20 protein-coding genes are annotated in these 16,181 nt (G+C 64.7%); 13 read left to right on the top strand and 7 right to left on the bottom strand.

Annotated elements, in window-relative coordinates; all coding sequences use genetic code 11:
* Positions 1-27: 27 nt before the first annotated feature.
* The gene (locus tag DNK59_RS16320) at positions 28-492 is read left to right on the top strand and encodes a DUF3429 domain-containing protein (protein WP_092315762.1); all 465 of its coding nucleotides are present in this window, start codon (positions 28-30) and stop codon (positions 490-492) included.
* Between the two features lie 44 nt (positions 493-536).
* Here the strand turns inward: DNK59_RS16320 and DNK59_RS16315 are convergent, their stop codons facing one another.
* Complete coding sequence (locus DNK59_RS16315) at positions 537-749, bottom strand: hypothetical protein (RefSeq protein ID WP_110723869.1); 213 nt, start codon at positions 747-749, stop codon at positions 537-539.
* Between the two features lie 378 nt (positions 750-1,127).
* A complete protein-coding gene (locus tag DNK59_RS16305) occupies positions 1,128-1,736 on the bottom strand; it encodes a TetR family transcriptional regulator (protein WP_110723868.1) in 609 nt (202 codons plus the stop codon).
* 105 nt (positions 1,737-1,841) lie between these two features.
* On the opposite strand from DNK59_RS16305, the gene DNK59_RS16300 reads away from it, so the two are divergent.
* Together DNK59_RS16300 and DNK59_RS16295 are read left to right on the top strand one after the other, a co-directional pair.
* Positions 1,842-3,356, top strand: coding sequence for a 2OG-Fe(II) oxygenase (locus DNK59_RS16300; protein ID WP_110723867.1), 1,515 nt, complete (start codon positions 1,842-1,844; stop codon positions 3,354-3,356).
* A 222-nt stretch (positions 3,357-3,578) separates the two neighbouring features.
* Positions 3,579-4,271 carry a tRNA (adenine(22)-N(1))-methyltransferase TrmK gene (locus tag DNK59_RS16295; protein WP_305887943.1) on the top strand — a complete coding sequence of 231 codons (693 nt, stop codon included), beginning with the start codon at positions 3,579-3,581 and terminating at the stop codon, positions 4,269-4,271.
* Positions 4,272-4,332: 61 nt separating this feature from the next.
* Here DNK59_RS16295 and arsH read toward each other — a convergent pair whose 3' ends face one another.
* The 3 genes from arsH to DNK59_RS16280 are packed head-to-tail and all read right to left on the bottom strand — an operon-like array spanning position 4,333 to position 5,912.
* On the bottom strand, positions 4,333-5,025 hold the full coding sequence (gene arsH, locus DNK59_RS16290) for an arsenical resistance protein ArsH (RefSeq protein WP_092315750.1): 693 nt from the start codon (positions 5,023-5,025) through the stop codon (positions 4,333-4,335).
* Between the two features lie 12 nt (positions 5,026-5,037).
* The gene (locus tag DNK59_RS16285; protein WP_110723866.1) at positions 5,038-5,508 is read right to left on the bottom strand and encodes an arsenate reductase ArsC; all 471 of its coding nucleotides are present in this window, start codon (positions 5,506-5,508) and stop codon (positions 5,038-5,040) included.
* A gap of 59 nt (positions 5,509-5,567) precedes the next feature.
* A complete protein-coding gene (locus tag DNK59_RS16280; protein WP_110723865.1) occupies positions 5,568-5,912 on the bottom strand; it encodes a metalloregulator ArsR/SmtB family transcription factor in 345 nt (114 codons plus the stop codon).
* Positions 5,913-6,135: 223 nt separating this feature from the next.
* Between DNK59_RS16280 and DNK59_RS16275 the strand changes: the two genes are divergently transcribed.
* The 5 genes from DNK59_RS16275 to DNK59_RS16255 all read left to right on the top strand — a co-directional run bounded on the left by DNK59_RS16275 (position 6,136) and on the right by DNK59_RS16255 (position 11,647).
* Complete coding sequence (locus DNK59_RS16275) at positions 6,136-7,005, top strand: hypothetical protein (protein ID WP_110723864.1); 870 nt, start codon at positions 6,136-6,138, stop codon at positions 7,003-7,005.
* Positions 7,006-7,137: 132 nt separating this feature from the next.
* Positions 7,138-7,425, top strand: a complete 288-nt coding sequence (locus DNK59_RS16270) for a barstar family protein (RefSeq protein ID WP_110723863.1) — start codon at positions 7,138-7,140, stop codon at positions 7,423-7,425.
* Positions 7,426-7,520: 95 nt separating this feature from the next.
* On the top strand, positions 7,521-10,085 hold the full coding sequence (valS, locus tag DNK59_RS16265; protein ID WP_177431260.1) for a valine--tRNA ligase: 2,565 nt from the start codon (positions 7,521-7,523) through the stop codon (positions 10,083-10,085).
* 123 nt (positions 10,086-10,208) lie between these two features.
* Positions 10,209-11,060: an EcsC family protein gene (locus tag DNK59_RS16260; protein WP_110723862.1), complete on the top strand. Its 852-nt coding sequence runs from the start codon at positions 10,209-10,211 to the stop codon at positions 11,058-11,060.
* An 11-nt stretch (positions 11,061-11,071) separates the two neighbouring features.
* Positions 11,072-11,647, top strand: coding sequence for a GNAT family N-acetyltransferase (locus tag DNK59_RS16255; RefSeq protein ID WP_110723861.1), 576 nt, complete (start codon positions 11,072-11,074; stop codon positions 11,645-11,647).
* Positions 11,648-11,683: 36 nt separating this feature from the next.
* Here the strand turns inward: DNK59_RS16255 and DNK59_RS16250 are convergent, their stop codons facing one another.
* A complete protein-coding gene (locus DNK59_RS16250) occupies positions 11,684-11,995 on the bottom strand; it encodes a cyclic-phosphate processing receiver domain-containing protein (RefSeq protein WP_256596434.1) in 312 nt (103 codons plus the stop codon).
* Between the two features lie 106 nt (positions 11,996-12,101).
* Here DNK59_RS16250 and DNK59_RS16245 point away from each other — a divergent pair, with 106 nt between their 5' ends.
* From DNK59_RS16245 to DNK59_RS16225, 5 genes are all read left to right on the top strand, one after another.
* Positions 12,102-12,890, top strand: coding sequence for a hypothetical protein (locus tag DNK59_RS16245; RefSeq protein ID WP_110723859.1), 789 nt, complete (start codon positions 12,102-12,104; stop codon positions 12,888-12,890).
* A 47-nt stretch (positions 12,891-12,937) separates the two neighbouring features.
* Positions 12,938-13,567 (top strand): DUF4375 domain-containing protein, encoded by a 630-nt coding sequence (locus DNK59_RS16240; RefSeq protein ID WP_110723858.1) that lies wholly within the window; start codon positions 12,938-12,940, stop codon positions 13,565-13,567.
* 57 nt (positions 13,568-13,624) lie between these two features.
* Positions 13,625-14,071, top strand: a complete 447-nt coding sequence (locus tag DNK59_RS16235) for an NUDIX hydrolase (RefSeq protein ID WP_177431259.1) — start codon at positions 13,625-13,627, stop codon at positions 14,069-14,071.
* 198 nt (positions 14,072-14,269) lie between these two features.
* On the top strand, positions 14,270-14,965 hold the full coding sequence (locus tag DNK59_RS16230) for an OmpW family protein (protein ID WP_092315726.1): 696 nt from the start codon (positions 14,270-14,272) through the stop codon (positions 14,963-14,965).
* A 222-nt stretch (positions 14,966-15,187) separates the two neighbouring features.
* Positions 15,188-15,811 carry a cell wall hydrolase gene (locus DNK59_RS16225; RefSeq protein ID WP_110723856.1) on the top strand — a complete coding sequence of 208 codons (624 nt, stop codon included), beginning with the start codon at positions 15,188-15,190 and terminating at the stop codon, positions 15,809-15,811.
* 21 nt (positions 15,812-15,832) lie between these two features.
* Here the strand turns inward: DNK59_RS16225 and DNK59_RS16220 are convergent, their stop codons facing one another.
* Positions 15,833-16,174, bottom strand: a complete 342-nt coding sequence (locus tag DNK59_RS16220) for a hypothetical protein (RefSeq protein WP_110723855.1) — start codon at positions 16,172-16,174, stop codon at positions 15,833-15,835.
* Positions 16,175-16,181: the final 7 nt, after the last annotated feature.

The following is a 16,181-nucleotide window of genomic DNA, read 5'->3' as shown; positions in this document are numbered from 1 at the left end:
TGAGTGCCCTAATTGAGAGGAATCCCGATGAACCTTTTGTCTTCTGTATCGCCGCCCAAGCCTGTTGCCTTGCTGGCTTATGGCGGTTTGCTGCCGTTTCTCGGGCTGGCGTTGCTGGCCTTGGTGTCACAGGCTCAGCGTCTGTTGTGGTGCCAGGCGCTGGTCAGTTACGGGGCGGTGATCCTGAGTTTCGTCGGGGCCCTGCATTGGGGCTTTGCCATGATCGCTCCCGGCATGAACGCGCAGCAGCGTCGTACGCGCTTTATCTGGAGCATCGTCCCCGCGCTGATGGGGTGGGTCGCCACCTTGCTGCCTTTGTCATGGGGCGGGCTGTTATTGATTGCCGGATTTTTCGCGCACTGGCGGCATGACCGGCAGCTCTCGCAGGTCATGCACCTACCGGCCTGGTACCTGCCGATGCGTTTGCGCCTGACCCTCGTGGCCAGCGCCTGCCTACTGCTGGGTGTGCTCGTGATACTCATCGGGAGTTAAGCGCGACGTTGGATTATCCGGCCCCGGGGCATCGGTGGCGCCCACTACTGTTGCTCCTGTTCGGGAAGGTCGCTCTGGTATTCGCCCCACTCCATGTACGCGTAGTACCGGGTCATGGCTTCGACGTGGCTGTGGGCTTCAACTTCCCAGACCAGCTTGGCGTCGGGGTGAAGCAGTTTGCGTGCGGTGTCTCCCTGCGGGCCGCCCGGGCAGAATGTCTGACAGTCATCCGGTTCCATCCAGAGTTGGTAATTCATCTTTGATGCCCATGTTTTTTGCGGTTGTGCGCCCGTGAGTCTTTTGCCTTCGGGCCTCTGAGTGTGGCGGGTGCTTTATCGCCGTTTTGCTTCCATCGAGCCGACCGAGTGCAGATACTTCCGTGCCTGAGGGCTGGTGATCTTTTCTGGCTCAAGGACATACAGCGAGCTCCAAAGCGGTGGTAAACCCAGTTCCTCCATGTAGGAAGTGAAACTGTTGAAAGGCTCGGTGCCAATGTCCCCGGCAGTGAGCCAGAGCGACTCGCACTCTTGGCAAAGGTGCAGAATTTCCTGTGTTGCCCGCACTTGAACCTTGGTCACGACACCTTGTTCACATTCTGGACACTGCATATGTCGCCCTCGTTACTGGTGTGGTCGTCATCGTTGTTCTTGCGCATCCATATAGCGTTCTACCCAGTCGATCAGCGTCGGTGCGGCGAAAGCCGTCGGCAACAGCTGCCGCGCCGTGGTGGACAGGGTGAACGCGCCCTGGATAAAGCAGGTAATGCCGGCCACCAGGGCATCGAGTTGGCGCACGCGGCGTCCGCGTTCGGCGTAGCACTGCCGGAGCAGGCCTTTGAGCAGTTTCATCTGTGTCGCTAGCGCCGCCTGATAGACCTCGCGCACGTCGGGGTCGTGCACCGACTGCTCGCCGATCATCACCCAGGCGGCAACCGCATCGGGCTGGGCATCCGAGCCATAGGCAAGGTGTGCTGCGATGTAGGCCTGAAGTCGTTGCCCGGCGGTGTGTGCCGCCGCGGCCCGGGATTCGTAGCGCTGCTGGGCGTAGCCGGCCAGCGAGTCGACCAGTGCCACCAGGATTTCGCGCTTGTCCCTGAAGTGGTAGTGCACGAGGCCGGGGGTGAGCTCCGCGTGCCGGGCGATGGCGGCGATGGTGGCCCCGGCGTAGCCGGCCCTGGCCATGACGGCCTGGAGTGCCGCCACGATCTGGCCGCGTCTTTCGTCGGTGTTCGAGCGGCGTGCCATGTGTTTCTCCAATATTGGTTGTGCGACCAGTTTAGCATTGACATCGGCGGCGTCGCACCCTAGCGTTGCCAATATTGGTTGTAGGACCAACTTTGGAGAATCATGATGAATTCCCTGGCTGAAATACTGGTGGCGCGCCCCCAGGCTCCCTCGGTTGTGGTCGAGCGGCCTCTGGGTGAGGCGGTGCGGTGTGTCCTGGTGCACGGGTTTCTCTCGGCAAGCGAGTGCGATGCCCTGGTGGCCGCCACCGAGAAGCTCGGGTTCGCCAGCGCAGTGTCCGACTATCCGACTTCCTACCGCGACAACGACCGGATCGTGGCGGACGATCCGGCCCTGGCCCAGCGGTTGTTCGCGCGCCTGCGCCAGTGCTTGTCGCAGGCAGTGGGACTCGCTGCAGTGATGGACGAAGAGGGCTGGCGCATGGTCGGCGTCAATGAACGGCTGCGCTTTTGCCGCTATCGGCCCGGTACCCAGTTCCGTGCTCATCAGGACGGTGTCCACCATCGCCAGTCCAGCCAGTCGCGCCTGACCTTCATGATCTATCTCAACGACGATGCCTTCAGTGGCGGTGAGACGCTGTTCTTTGAGGGCCGCTCGGCAGCCATGTCGGGTCGCGATGCCACGCTGCGCCTGCGGCCCCGCAAGGGCAGCCTGATTCTGTTCGATCACGGGCTCTGGCACGCGGGGGCCCCGGTGGACTCGGGCCGAAAGTACCTCGTGCGCAGTGACCTGATGTACCAGCCGCAGCATTCTCGGTCGATCGACGGCCCGTTCCAGCCCGGCCACCAAGGGTACGTCTGGGCGCTTGCCAGCCTTGGCGAACGGGGGTTTGCCAGCGCCGGGCGCGACGCCAGCATTCGTCTCTGGAGTCGCGAGGGCGAGTACCAGGGCCGGCTCGACGGACACAGCCAATCGATCCTCGGCTTGCTGGAGATCGCGCCTGGCGAGCTGGTGTCGCACTCGCGTGACCGGACGATTCGGCGCTGGTCCTTGGCAAGCGCAACCTCGACGCTGGTCGGCACCTCGGATTCGGCGCTGCTGTGCTGTGCGCGGCTCGCCTGTGGCCGGCTGGTCAGTGGTGCCGCCGACGGCCGCGTAACGCTGTGGAACCTGGCATCCGGCACGGCGGACGAGCATCAGGCCCACGCCTCTTGGGTCTGGGCGATCGCGCCTCTGGGCAACGGTGGTTTCGCCACCGCCGCGGAAGACGGGACGGTCAAGCTGTGGCAAACCGAGCAGCGCGACTGCGTGCAAGTGATCGATCTGGGGCGTCCATTGCGGACGCTGGCGAGCTGGGTCGATGCCGATGGCCGCGTCACCTTGGTCGCGGGTGATCTTGACGGCACGCTGCACCTGCTGGCGTGCGGCCAGGCACTGACGCTCCTGGAGCGCTTTGCCGCCCATGACGGGCCGGTGCGGCGCGTGCGCTTCGAGGCGCGGCAGGTGCTGCTGAGCTGTGGCGAGGATGGCCTGGTCCGGCGCTGGCAACTGCCATCACGGCAGGGGGTGGTCATCGGCTCGCACGACAACTTCGCCACCGACGTGCTGCCCAATGGCAGCGGTCGCTGGATCAGTTGTGGCTATGACGGACGGATAAGGCAGCATGGCGCCACGGGCTAGCGTTCGGCCGGGCAGTCGCCCACCTGATGGGCCTCGCCGCTGCGTATGCCCACCAGGAGAGGGTGATCGGCGCGGCTTGCACCCTGGGCCCATTTGCCCAAGCGCAGTGCGGCCCGATCCACGGTCCTGGTCGCATAAATTTGAAAAGCCTGGAATTGCCCGCCAGAATCGCCCCCCGATCCGGCCCGAGTGCCGGAGTTTGGTGGTGAGAAGGGGCAGCAGTTGAAGCAACAGACATTGTCCATGCGCCTGGCGCGTGTAGCGGCGCAGGTGCCGGCTGGCGCGCGCCTGGCCGATATTGGCTCGGACCACGCTTACCTGCCGGTAGCCTTGCTGCTGCGCGGCAGCATTACGGCTGCGGTGGCCGGCGAAGTGGCCTTGACTCCGTACCAGGCGGCCTTGCGCACGGTGCGCGACAACGGCCTGGAACAGCAGGTCAGCGTGCGCCTGGCCGATGGCCTGGCGGCGATCGAGCCACAGGACCGGATCAGCGCCATCAGCCTGTGTGGCATGGGCGGCGAAACCATTCGCGACCTGCTCGACAGCGGCCAGGCGCGCCTGAGCGGCCAGGAACGCCTGATCCTGCAACCCAACGGCGGCGAGCAGCCGCTGCGCCAATGGCTGATGGACAACGGCTACCGCATCCTGTGGGAGGAGGTGCTGCGGGAAAACCGCTTCGACTACGAAATCATCGTCGCCGAGCGCTCCGGGCCGGTGAGCTACAGCGCCCGGGAGCTGTACTTCGGCCCGCGGCAAATGCAGCTTCGCAGCCCGGCATTCCTGGCCAAGTGGCAGCGTCTGCTGCACCTGAAGCAGCGTACCCTGGAGCGCTTCAGTCGGGCACAGGCGGTGCCGGAAGAGAAAGTGCAGGACCTGGCCCGCCAGGTGCGCTGGATCAGCGAACTGTTGGCCTGACTCGACTCATTCAATTGCCTGCAGCCCGCAAGACGCAGCGAGCTGGCCCGTGACCCTGCGCTCAGAGCGAGCGCTGGTTGACCCGGGCCATCAGTTGCTCGGCACTTTCCTTGCGCTCGGAGTAGCGATCCACCAGGAAGGCCTGCTGGTTTCGCAGCAGGAGAGTGAACTTCACCAGCTCCTCCATCACGTCCACGACCCGGTCGTAGTAGGCCGAGGGTTTCATCCGGCCGTCCTCGTCGAACTCCATGTAGGCCTTCGCCACCGAGGACTGATTGGGGATGGTGAACATGCGCATCCAGCGGCCCAGTACCCGCAACTGATTGACCACGTTGAACGACTGCGAGCCTCCGCACACCTGCATCACCGCCAGGGTCTTGCCCTGGGTCGGGCGCACGGCGCCGAGCTCCAGGGGGATCCAGTCGATCTGTGCCTTGAACACCGCCGACATCGCGCCATGGCGCTCCGGCGAGCACCAGACCTGACCTTCGGACCATTGCACCAGGTCCCGCAGTTCCTGGACCTTGGGGTGCTCCACGCTGGCGTCGTCGGGCAGTGGCAGCCCGGACGGATTGAACAGGCGAGTCTCGGCACCCAAGTGCTGCAGCAGGCGCGCGGCTTCTTCGACCAGCAGGCGGCTGAACGAACGGGCGCGGGTCGAGCCATACAGCAGCAGGATGCGGGGCTTGTGCTCGGGCCTGGCGAGCTCGCCATCCAGCAACGAGAGATCAAGGTTGGGCAGTTGTTCTGACATGTGTCCTCCGGCTCACAGTGTGCCAATGCGGTCCAGTTCGTGTTGCAGTTGCTCGCGGTCGAGGCGGTGCAACGGCAGGTCGAGGAAGGCTTTGCAGCGTCGCTCGATGTGCGCCAGGGTGGCGCGGAAGGCCGCCTCGACGGTGCCTTCGTCGGCGCTGATCGCCGATGGATCCTCCAGGTTCCAGTGGGCCTTGAGCGCCGGGCCGAAGAACACCGGGCAGGCTTCGCCGGCGGCCTTGTCGCAGACGGTGATCACGATGTCGGGCGGGTTGTCGGCGAAGGCGTCGTTGCCCTTGCTGTACAGGCCGCCGGTGGCGATACCGGCCTGCTCCAGGGCATGCAGGCTGCGGGGCAGTACCTGGCCCTTGGGAAAGCTGCCGGAACTCAGGGCCTGGAACCCCTGGGGGGCCAGGTGGTTGAACAGGGCTTCGCAGAGGATGCTGCGACAACTATTGGCTGTGCACATGAACAGGATTCGCATGGGTCATTCCTTGCGCTGTGGGCGGATGTCAAAGGCTCAAGACTCACGGCTTTGCGTTATCAGCAGCAGGTGGCGCGGACCGGGCGTCCCTGCATGTTCTGCAGGCGCAAGGCGTTTTGGCGCAGCCAGTCGCTGTTGGCCCGAAAGGTCACTTGCAGGATTTCCCCGACCCAGGCCGGCAGCTGAGGGTTGAGGCGGTAATAGACCCATTGCCCCTGGCGACGGTCGAGCAGCAGGCCGCTGCTGCGCAACTGGGCAAGATGACGGCTGATCTTCGGCTGACTGTCGTCGAGGGCGCACATCAACTCGCAGACACACAGCTCACCCTGGTTGGCAATCAGCAGGGTGGCGCGGGCGCGGGTTTCGTCGGCAAGGCTCTTGAACAGCTCAAGAGGCGTGATCATGGAACGTAGCTCGTATATATGGGTGTGCAAATATATGGAAATTCATATGTATTGTACAAGCGTTGCCGGGAGGGCTGTTCGGCTGCGGCGGGGATCAGGGGCTGACCGCTCATGCGGTCGACACTTGTCGCTGGCGAAATCGGGTCTATATGATCGCCACGTTGTGTCATCCGCGGCCGGTTTGGCCGGCGGCAGTTTCGGACTCTACAGGGACGTGCGATTGATGAAATGCAGATTCGGGAAAGGTCTGGGCGATAGCCTGGGCAAGACGTTGGCGGGTTGGGGCGTGGCCGGCCTGGTCCTCGCGTTGCCGTTGCTGGCCCAGGCCGGGCCGGCACCGATTCCCCCCGGTGCGGTGCTGGCGGTGATGCACAACGTCGAGGTGCCCGACCAGGATGAGGAGGCGCAACTCCAGGACGGCGTCACCGCGACCTTCTGGTACGGCCAGGAGCTGGACGTCGACGGCAAGCACTACTACGCCACCTTTGTCTGGCACACCCGGGACAGCGCGGCCCGCCAGGGCGAGGATTTTGCCGCCCCCGAGGTCCAGGTGCGGCTGGCAGATGCGACCTTCGAACTCACCCACCCGGGCCAGACGCCGGCCTATTCCATCCGCAGCATCGAACGCAAGATCGGTTTCTTCGGCGGCCGGGAAAAGCCCGAGGAGGTTGACGGCAAGCGCCAGGCCGTGGAGCAACGCACCGCCGATGGCCGGCTGTTGCTGGCGGTGCCCACCGCCACGTTCGACAACGGTGTGGTGACCAAGGGCTACACGATGTTGCTGTTCAACCCGAACAAGAAGCCGGAAGACGATGGCTGGGTCTGGTCCTATCTGGGGCAGGTGCGCACCGGTGAGGACAATTCCGCCGCTTGTGACGAGGGTGCGGTAATGCCCTGTATCGGCAGCGACGGCGAGTTGAGTTTTGTGGCCGGCCAGGGGCCGTTGCCGCAGGTGCAGGTCAAGGTCAGCGGCACCACCTTCCAGGGCCCGGGAAAAATCCGCTCCCTGGCCGCAGCCGATAACCTGACCTACGTCTACGACAGCAAGAGCCAGCAGTACACCAGCCAGGAACTGGCGTCGGGGCAGCCGTGAATCCGCCGGCGGCATGAGCGGCCGTCAGGGCACGGGTCGTGCCCCAGTCCTTGCGCCGCACCAACGCCTGCCAGGATGGGCCCCGGCATCGGGTATGCTGGCGGCCGATGAACCTGAGCAGAGGCACGGAACATGACTCGCCCGCAGTTGCTGGAAATCGATGTACGCGACCTGGGCTCGGCCCGTGAGCTGCATCTGGCCTTGCGCGATGCCTTGGGCTTGCCCCTTTGGTATGGCTGCAACTGGGATGCCTTCTGGGATGCCATTTCTGGTCTGGTGGAGATGCCGCAGCAGTTGCGGATCACGGGCTGGCACAGCCTTTCCCGACGCTTGCCGGACGATGCGCGGCTGATGGAACAATGCCTGCGGCGCCTGCAGAGCCAGTACCCGGCATCGGCCGCGCAACTGCAGTTCGATTGAGACGCAATGCTAAAAGCCGCGCTCGGGCGATTTACTAATGCCGCGCAATCCTCTATATATTTTCCCCTCGGCGCCGACCTTTGCGGCGCCACCGGGTGATAACAGGAGGATGCTATGTCACCGTTAAACGTGTAACCGCAACGCTTTGCCCCATCGCCACACCCTCGCTTGAACACCTCGAAACACGCTGGTCCCAGCGCTGGCTGGAAGAGGGCACCTACGCCTTCGATCGCAGTGCCACCCGGGACGCGGTCTACTCCATCGACACACCGCCACCTACGGCCTCCGGCTCGTTGCACGTCGGCCATGTGTTCAGCTACACCCACACCGATATCATCGCGCGCTTCCAACGCATGCGCGGCAAGGCCGTGTTCTATCCCATGGGCTGGGACGACAACGGCTTGCCCACCGAACGCCGGGTCGAGAACTACTACGGCGTGCGCTGCGAGCCCCTGGCGCCTTACCAGCCGCAGTTGCAGCCACCGGCCCGGGTCGCCGAGCGGCGCGCCGACTATGCGCCGGTCAGCCGGCGCAACTTTGTCGAGCTGTGCCACCAGTTGACCGCCGTCGACGAGCAGGCCTTTCGCCGCTTGTTCATGCAACTGGGCCTGTCGGTGGACTGGGGCCTGACCTACGCCACCATCGATGAGCGTGCGCAACGGGTCAGCCAGCGCGCCTTGCTGCGCAATTACCGGCGCGGCGAACTCTACAGCCAGCAGGCACCCTGCCTGTGGGACCTGACCTTCCAGACCGCCGTGGCCCAGGCCGAGCTGGAGGAGCGGGAGGTGGCCGGGGCCTATCACGAGCTGCGCTTTGAGGGCATCGACGGACCGGACCTGAGCATTGCCACCACCCGTCCCGAATTGCTCGCGGCCTGTGTGGCGCTGGTGGCGCATCCGGACGATCCGCGTTACCAGGGGCGCTTCGGCCAGCGGCTGCGCTCGCCGCTGTTCGAGGTCGAGGTGCCGTTGCTGGCCCACGCCCTGGCCGACCCGCAGAAGGGCAGTGGGCTGGCGATGGTCTGTACCTTTGGCGACCTGACCGATGTGCTCTGGTGGCGTGAACTGCAGTTGCCGACCCGCTCGATCATCGGCGCGGACGGTCGGTTGCTGGCCCAGGTTCCCGACTGGCTGGCCACCCCGGCCGCGCGCCAAGCCTATGCAACGCTGGCCGGGCGCAGCCTGCCCCAGGCGCGCAAGACCTTGCTGGCGCTATTGCGCGAATGCGGCGCCTTGCTTGGCGAACCGCGACCGATCCGGCACGGGGTGAAGTTTTTTGAGAAGGGCGACCAGCCCCTGGAGATTGTCGCCACGCGCCAGTGGTACCTGCGCAACGGTGGGCGCAGCGCTGAACTGCGCCAGCAGTTGCTCGGCCGCGGCCAGGCCCTGGAGTGGCATCCGCCGTTCATGCGCAGCCGCTACGAGCACTGGGTCGGCGGCCTCAATGGCGACTGGCTGATCAGCCGCCAGCGGGTGTTCGGCGTGCCGCTTCCGTTCTGGTATCCCCTGGATGCCCAGGGCGAAGCGGACTACGACAGGCCGATCCTGGCAGACGAGGCCTCGCTGCCGGTGGACCCGACCCTGGATACGCCAGCGGGCTACCGCCCCGAGCAACGCGGCCAGCCCCATGGCTTTATCGGCGAACGGGACATCATGGACACCTGGGCTACCAGCTCCCTGACCCCGCAGATCGCCGCCGGCTGGGAGGAGGGCGACGACCTGTTTGCCCGGGTCTACCCCATGGACCTGCGCCCCCAGGGTCACGACATCATCCGCACCTGGCTGTTCTCGACCTTGGTGCGCAGCCACTTCGAGGCGGCCACGGCGCCCTGGAAGCATGTGGCGCTGTCGGGCTGGATCCTCGATCCGGACCGCAAGAAGATGTCCAAGTCGCGGGGCAATGTGGTCACGCCCCAGGGCTTGCTGGAGCAATACGGCAGCGATGCCGTGCGCTATTGGGCGGCCCTCGGGCGCCCGGGCAGCGACACCGCCTTCGAAGAGCAGCAGATGAAGATCGGCCGGCGCCTGGCGCTGAAGTTGTTCAACCTGTCGAAGCTGGTATTCGGCGTGCCGGGCGACCCGCAGGGGCCGGTCGAGCAGAGGCTGGACCAGGCCATGCTGCAACGCCTGGGGGCGGTCACCGCCGCCGCCGAGGCGGCGCTGGAGGGCTACGACTACAGCAGCGCGCTGATCGGCATCGAGGGTTTCTTCTGGTGGTTCTGCGATGACTATGTCGAGCTGGTCAAGCGCCGCGCCTATCGCCTCGAGGGGCACTCGGCGCGCAACGCCCTGGCGGCGGCCTTGAGTGTCCTGCAACGTTTGTTCGCGCCGTTTCTGCCCTTTGTCTGCGAGGAGGTCTGGCGTTGCTGGCAGCCGGGTTCGGTGCACCGTGCCCAGTGGCCCGAGGCGCAGGTGGCCGAGGACTTTGTCGAGCCGATGCTGGAGGCGGTCAGCGCCACGCTGGCGGCCATTCGCAAGGCCAAGTCCGATGCCCGGCAGTCGATGAAGGCCGCAGTGGCGCGCGTTGAGCTGGTGCAGCGTGCGCCGCTGCTGGAGTCCCTGCAATGGGCCCGTCAGGACCTGATCGAGGCGGGGCAGGTGGCCAGCCTGGTGTTCATCGAAGGCGCGCAGCCTCAGGTGCGGGTCTGGTTGCAGGATTGACCTGCTGCCACCTCTGCGCCCCCATGAAGCGTCAGCTTCGTGGGGGCGCCCCGGCAGGATGAATCTTGTCGTGATCTGAGCGGCAAGCGGTTTATGCTGCCCGGGCGCAGTAGGTCGCAGCCCATGGAGAAACCGGTGAGTATCAAAGACAGTCCCGAGGATTATCAGGACCTGAAGCGGGCCGTCAGCCTGCTGGAATCCCCTTCGTTGACCGCGCGCCTGTCCGGCCTGCTGGGCTCGCCGATTGAAAGCGCGGTCAAGGCGTTGCCCAATTGGGTGTCCGGAAAAATCAATGGCGCGGTGGTGGCCGCGCTGCACACCTCCGCCGATGCCGCACTGTGGAGCCTGGAAAACACCCCGAAAAAACAGGCGTCGACGCTCCTGCACAAAGTCTATGCCGCCACCTCCGGCGCAGTGGGCGGCGCTTTCGGGTTTGCCGCGCTGTTCGTCGAATTGCCTATTTCCACCACCATCATGATGCGCTCGGTGGCCGATGTGGCTCGCAGCGAAGGCTTCGACCTGGAGGATTTCGCCACCAAGCAGGCGTGCATCGAAGTGTTCGCCATGGGCGGCAACAGCCAGGCCGATGACGCCACCGAGACCGGCTATTACATCACCCGCAGCTTCACCACCCAGGCCATGCAGCAGTTGTCCAAGGAACTGGCGGCGATTGCCGCCAAACAGGGTGCCGGGGCGGCCGGCCGGTTGTCGCCGGGGCAGGTGGGCAAGTGGCTGGCGCTGCTGATCGAGAAGGTCGCCAGCCGTTACGGCGTGACCATTTCCAGCAAGTTCGCGGCCCAGGCGGTGCCGGTGATCGGCGCCTTTACCGGCGCCACCATCAATGCACTGTTCACCGACTTCTATCAGGACATGGCCCGCGGGCACTTCATCGTCAAGCGCCTGGAGCACAAGTACGGCTTCGAGCAGATCAAGGGCGAGTATGCGCAGATCCTGGGGCGGCGGTTGGCAGGCTAGGGGGGCTGCAATTGAGCGATTTTCCGGTTATTCGCACCCCGCGCCTGATCCTCAGGGAATTGGTGCCGAGCGATATCCCGGCGCTGTTCGCGATTCACAGCGACGCCGAGGCCATGCAGTGGTTCGGCACCGACCCCATTACCGATTACCAGCAGGCCGAGCAATTGCTGGCGCTGTTCGCCAGCTGGCGGACCTTGCCCAACCCGGGCGTCCGCTGGGGTATCGAACGCCATGCCGAACCCGGCCTGCTGGGCACCTGTGGCCTGTGCAAATGGAACCGCCAGTGGCGCAGCTGCGCCATCGGCTTCGAGCTGGCGCGTGCAGCGCAAGGGCAGGGGCTGATGACCGAGGCGCTGGAGGCCATCCTCGACTGGGGCTTTGCCCACATGACGCTGAACCGGATCGAGGCCCAGGTGCACCCGCAGAACCTGGCGAGCCTCAGGTTGTTGGAGCGGATGGGGTTTGTTCGCGAAGGGCTGTCACGGCAGGCGGGGTATTGGCTGGGGGCGCATCATGACCTGGTGCAGTACGGGTTGTTGAGGGCCGATTGGCCCAGCCCGCCGCCGCTCGCCGCGCGTTTTGTGTAACCCCGTGGCGTGACAATCAAGCGGGCGCTGGCCGCTTCAGCGGTTGTCGGTTGGTGGGCGGCATCCGTTGTTGCGCGCCAGTCGATAGATCGATTGCACACCCGCGCGCATCTTTTCCACGGCGCTGGCATTGACCGAATGGATATGAATCTGCGGGGGACAGAACCCATGCAGCGCCACCGCCTCTTCGATCCACAGGATCACGTCGTAGCCGGTGCCGCGTGAGTCATCGCCGAGGTCGTGGTCGAGGCTGACGGCTTCGACGCCGCCGGTTTCGAGCAGCGCGATGACTTCGTCCGGCCAGTAGGTACGAATCCAGCCGGGCGGGGTCTGGCGTTCGTCTACCACCTTCAAGCTTGCGCAGGATTTTTCCAGCAGTGGATTAGTCCGCCGCAGTTGTGTAGAAACGCTCCATTATTCAATCCGGCACTCGCTGCCAACCCAGGTAAACCTTATGCGGCCCAATGCCGAACTGCGATTGTTTGCACTGCCGGCCTGCGCCGGTCTGGTCTATGCCGTGACCAAGGGCCTGATCAAGGGCTGGAATGGCACGCAGCTGTTTTCCGGGTTTCTGTTTGGCAGCGTGATTGCCATGGTCCTGGGCATTCCCCTGTTGCTGTGGATGGACCGGCGCTGGCCGCAAGCCAGGACACGCTATCTGTGGCTCGGCCTGATCCTGAGCCTGGTCGCCACCTTGCTGGTGCGCACCTCGTGGATGCAGTTGCTGTTGTTGCCGCTGGCCGGCGGGTTGGTCCTGGGCGCTCTGTACAGTCTGGTGAGCCGGGGTATCGACAATTTGCCGGTGCCGCTTCATGGGCGGGCGCGGCAAGGGTGGCGGATTCTGGCCGTGCCGCTGTCAGGGGCGCTGACGCTCGGTGGGGTGGCAGTGACGCTCTATCCAAAGGGCGTGGAAAGCCTGCCGGTTTTCTCGCTCGGGGCGCTGATCGGTGCGTGGATTTCGATGCTGGTCTGCTGGCCGATGCTCTGGCTGGTGGAGCGCTTCCTCGCCACCGGCTGGCGCTATGTGATCGGTGGCGGGCTCAGTGGCCTGCTGATCTGGCTGCTGTCCGGGGCCCCGGGATTGTTCGCCGAATCACTGAAGGGGGCTTCGGGTCTGGACTACTGGATCCCCTTGTTCAACCGTGGGGTCTTTCCGTTCCTGCTGCTTGGACTGCTGGCCGGGATGCTGTTATCGCTGTTCAACGGCCTGGGCCCGCGGCGCCCCGTGACCACCGGCGAGTAATCCGCCGGCGCCGCGTCATTGACCCTCTACTTGCAAGGATCCGCTCGATGAACCTCAGCCCCATCACCCATGTCAGCTTTGATGCCGAAATGCTCTGCCTCGGCTGGGCCGATGGCCTGCAATTGCGTCAGCCGCTGAGCCGCTACCGATGCCTGCACGAGGCCACCCCCGAGCAGCGGGCGCAGTTTCAGATCGAGCGCCGAGGGCGTTGGGTGTCCTGGCCGCAGTTGGGCGAGTCAGGGGTCAGTGTCGAGGCCATCGATTGGATCTGGGAGCACCTGTGCGATGAGTCCATGGCGCGCTTGCAGGCGGTGGAGTGGCAGCTCGACCGCTTGCCGGCGGACGATCAAGCCATCGTTGCGCTCTGGCGCCTGGAGGCGGACGGCTACAACGGCGGCTTCCTGCAGTTCTTCTGCAACTGGGGCGAGCAGACCTGTGAGCTGGCGCTGGACACCCTGGCGGCCATCGGCGCACGCAACGCCCGGGGGCTGGTCAGCCGCCAGCGGCAGTTGATCGCCCACCTTGAGGGCCATCCGCAACTGGAGCAACGCTGGGACATTCCCGGCTTGCTCAGCGACGAGCAGCATGAGCTGATCAGCGGCGAGCTGGACGAGCAGCTGTGGTCGGCGATGGAGGAGGTGCCGGCGTTGGCGGTGAAGTATTTTTACCTTGGTTGATGCTCGCTGTGCTGTGTTCTAATGCCGCGCCCCGTACCGGCAAATGGACTTTATCCCGTGTCTGAACCTCGTATTCGCGCGCTGGCGCTGTGTGTCTTCCACCACCAGGGCAAGATCCTGGTCAATCAGTTCGTTGATGCCGACACGCAACAGACGCTGTTCCGGCCGCTGGGCGGCGGTATCGATTTCGGGGAGCACAGTGCTCGGGCGATTGTCCGGGAAGTGCAGGAGGAACTGGGGCAGTCGATCAACCACCTGCGGCTGATCGGCACCCTGGAAAGCCTGTTCACCTTCGCCGGCAAACCCGGCCATGAAATCGTCCAGGTCTACGACGCCCGCTTCGACGATCCGAGCGTTTACCAGCGCGCCCATCTCGATGCCCGGGAAAGCGACGGCGCCCCCTTCGTTGCCCGCTGGCATGACAGCCGCAGCTTTAGCGAAGGCACGCCGCTGGTGCCCCAGGGGCTGGGCGAGCTGCTGAAGAACGCCGGGTTGCTCGGCTGAGGGAAAACAGGCCGGGCGCTCGCTCCTGGCCTGGCGCCACGAAACACCTGGCAACGCATCCCCAGGCCGATCGGCCGCGGCCTATGTCATTCGGCAGATGTGCGTCTTTACCCGCTTCTCGATACTCGAGCCTCCCTGGCACAGCCCGCCGTGATCACGCCTGGCGGGTTGGCCGTTGTTCGAGTAGTGGAGTGATGCATGCGTAAATTGACCCTTCTGAGTACCAGCCTGCTGTTGTCTTCCCTGGCCGTTTCCACGGCCCAGGCCTTCGAAGCCGGCGACATCATTGTCCGTGCCGGCGCGGTGACGGTGGACCCGCGCGAGAGCAGTTCCAGCGTCAAGGTCGATCGTGGCGCCCTGGCCGGCACCAACCTGGGGGGCAAGGCGAGCCTGGGCAGCGATACCCAATTGGGCCTGAACTTCGCCTACATGCTGACCAACCATCTGGCGGTGGAACTGTTGGCGGCGACCCCCTTTGAACACAACGTGAGCCTCAGCGGCACCGCCGGCGGTATCGCCGATGGCAAGCTCGGCTCCCTCAAGCACCTGCCACCGACCCTGAGCCTGCTGTACTACCCGATGCACAGCAAATCGGCGTTCCAGCCCTATGTGGGGGCGGGGCTCAACTACACCTGGATCTACGATGAAAAGGTCGGCAGCCGGGCTTCGGCCGCCGGTTTCGACAATTTTCGCGCTGGCAACTCCTGGGGCTGGGCGGCACAAGTGGGCATGGACTACATGCTCACCGACCGGCTGATGCTCAACGCGCAGATGCGCTACATCGACATCAACACCGATGCCTATGTGAACAACAGCCAGCTCGGGGTGCGTTCCAAGGTGAATGTGGATGTCGACCCGTTCGTGTACATGGTGGGGTTGGGCTACAAGTTCTAGGCCATGGAGCGGGACGCTGCGCCGAGGTCCGGCGTCCCCAGCCCGGTGAGTGTTTTTCAAGGGAATGTTTTTGTGGCGCCATGGTCGATTCGATATGGCCCGCTCATGACCCGTCGGTTGTCGCCTACGCGCCCGTGCGCCGGCCTCGGTGCGCTGCTCTGTCGCTCAATGGCTCGGGGCTGGCGTTGATCCAGGGTCCATGACTTGTTGGAAGAGTCGATCATGCACTTCATCACAAGGCTTGCCTGCTACGGTTTGATGCTCTATGTCGCCCAGCTGCTGGCCGCCGAGCCGCAAGCTGCAATTCAGGAAGTCGCCAAGGACAAGGCACAGGTTCTGGAGCAGAAGGTCGCGGACAAAGAGAGCCCCAAGGCCGAGCCCCAGGCGGCCCCCATCACCAGGACTGAAGTCCAGGCCGTGGATCCCGCCGGACAGGCACCGGTGGACGATGCCATCACCTGTCTGTCGCGGACCCTGTATTGGGAAGCCAAAGGCGGCGAGTCTGCCGATATGGAAGCGGTGGCCGATGTGGTCCTGAACCGCCTGGGCCATGAGGGGTTTCCGTCTACCGTGTGCGAAGTGGTCAAGCAGGGTTCGGAGAAAAGTCCCTGCCAGTTTTCTTGGTGGTGTGACGGCCGTCCCGACCAGGTGCAAGAGGAAGAGCGCTACACCATCGCCAAGGAAATTGCCCGCAAGGCGCTGAATCAGCAGCTCAAGGACCGCACCGGCGGTGCCCTGTACTTTCACGACCGCAGCGTTTCACCGCAGTGGGCCAAGAGCTATATCAAGACCACTGAAATCGGCCATTTCCTGTTCTACAAACCCAAGGATCTGGCGGCGCGCTAGCGGCGCCGGGCGCGGTGGCGTTCAATTTGTCGGGCCGTGCTGACGCAGCCAGCGCTTGCCCAGGGGCGTCAGCCGGTGCCGGATGGATTGGCTGAAGCGTTTGCGAGAAACCTGATGCAGCAGGGTTTCGCACAGCTCGCGATCCAGTGGAAAACCCGACTCCAGCCAGATCACGGCACGTTGCGCCCAGTATTCCGAGTCGGACTCCAGGGCGGTCAGCAGTAACTGGCGCAGGTCGATCGCCTGGGGCGGCGGGTGCTTGATATCCCGCTCGGCCAGGGCGCCGGGCAGGTTGGCCGCTACCGACTCGTAGGGGCTTTCCAGCAGCGGCAGCAGCCATACGTAGCACCAGTGCTGGCTCATCTGTTGG

The organism is Pseudomonas sp. TKO26 (assembly GCF_003225665.1).
Lineage (GTDB): Bacteria > Pseudomonadota > Gammaproteobacteria > Pseudomonadales > Pseudomonadaceae > Aquipseudomonas > Aquipseudomonas saponiphila.
The sequence above is the reverse complement of the archived record's forward strand: the minus strand, read 5'-3'. Positions and strand labels throughout refer to the sequence as shown.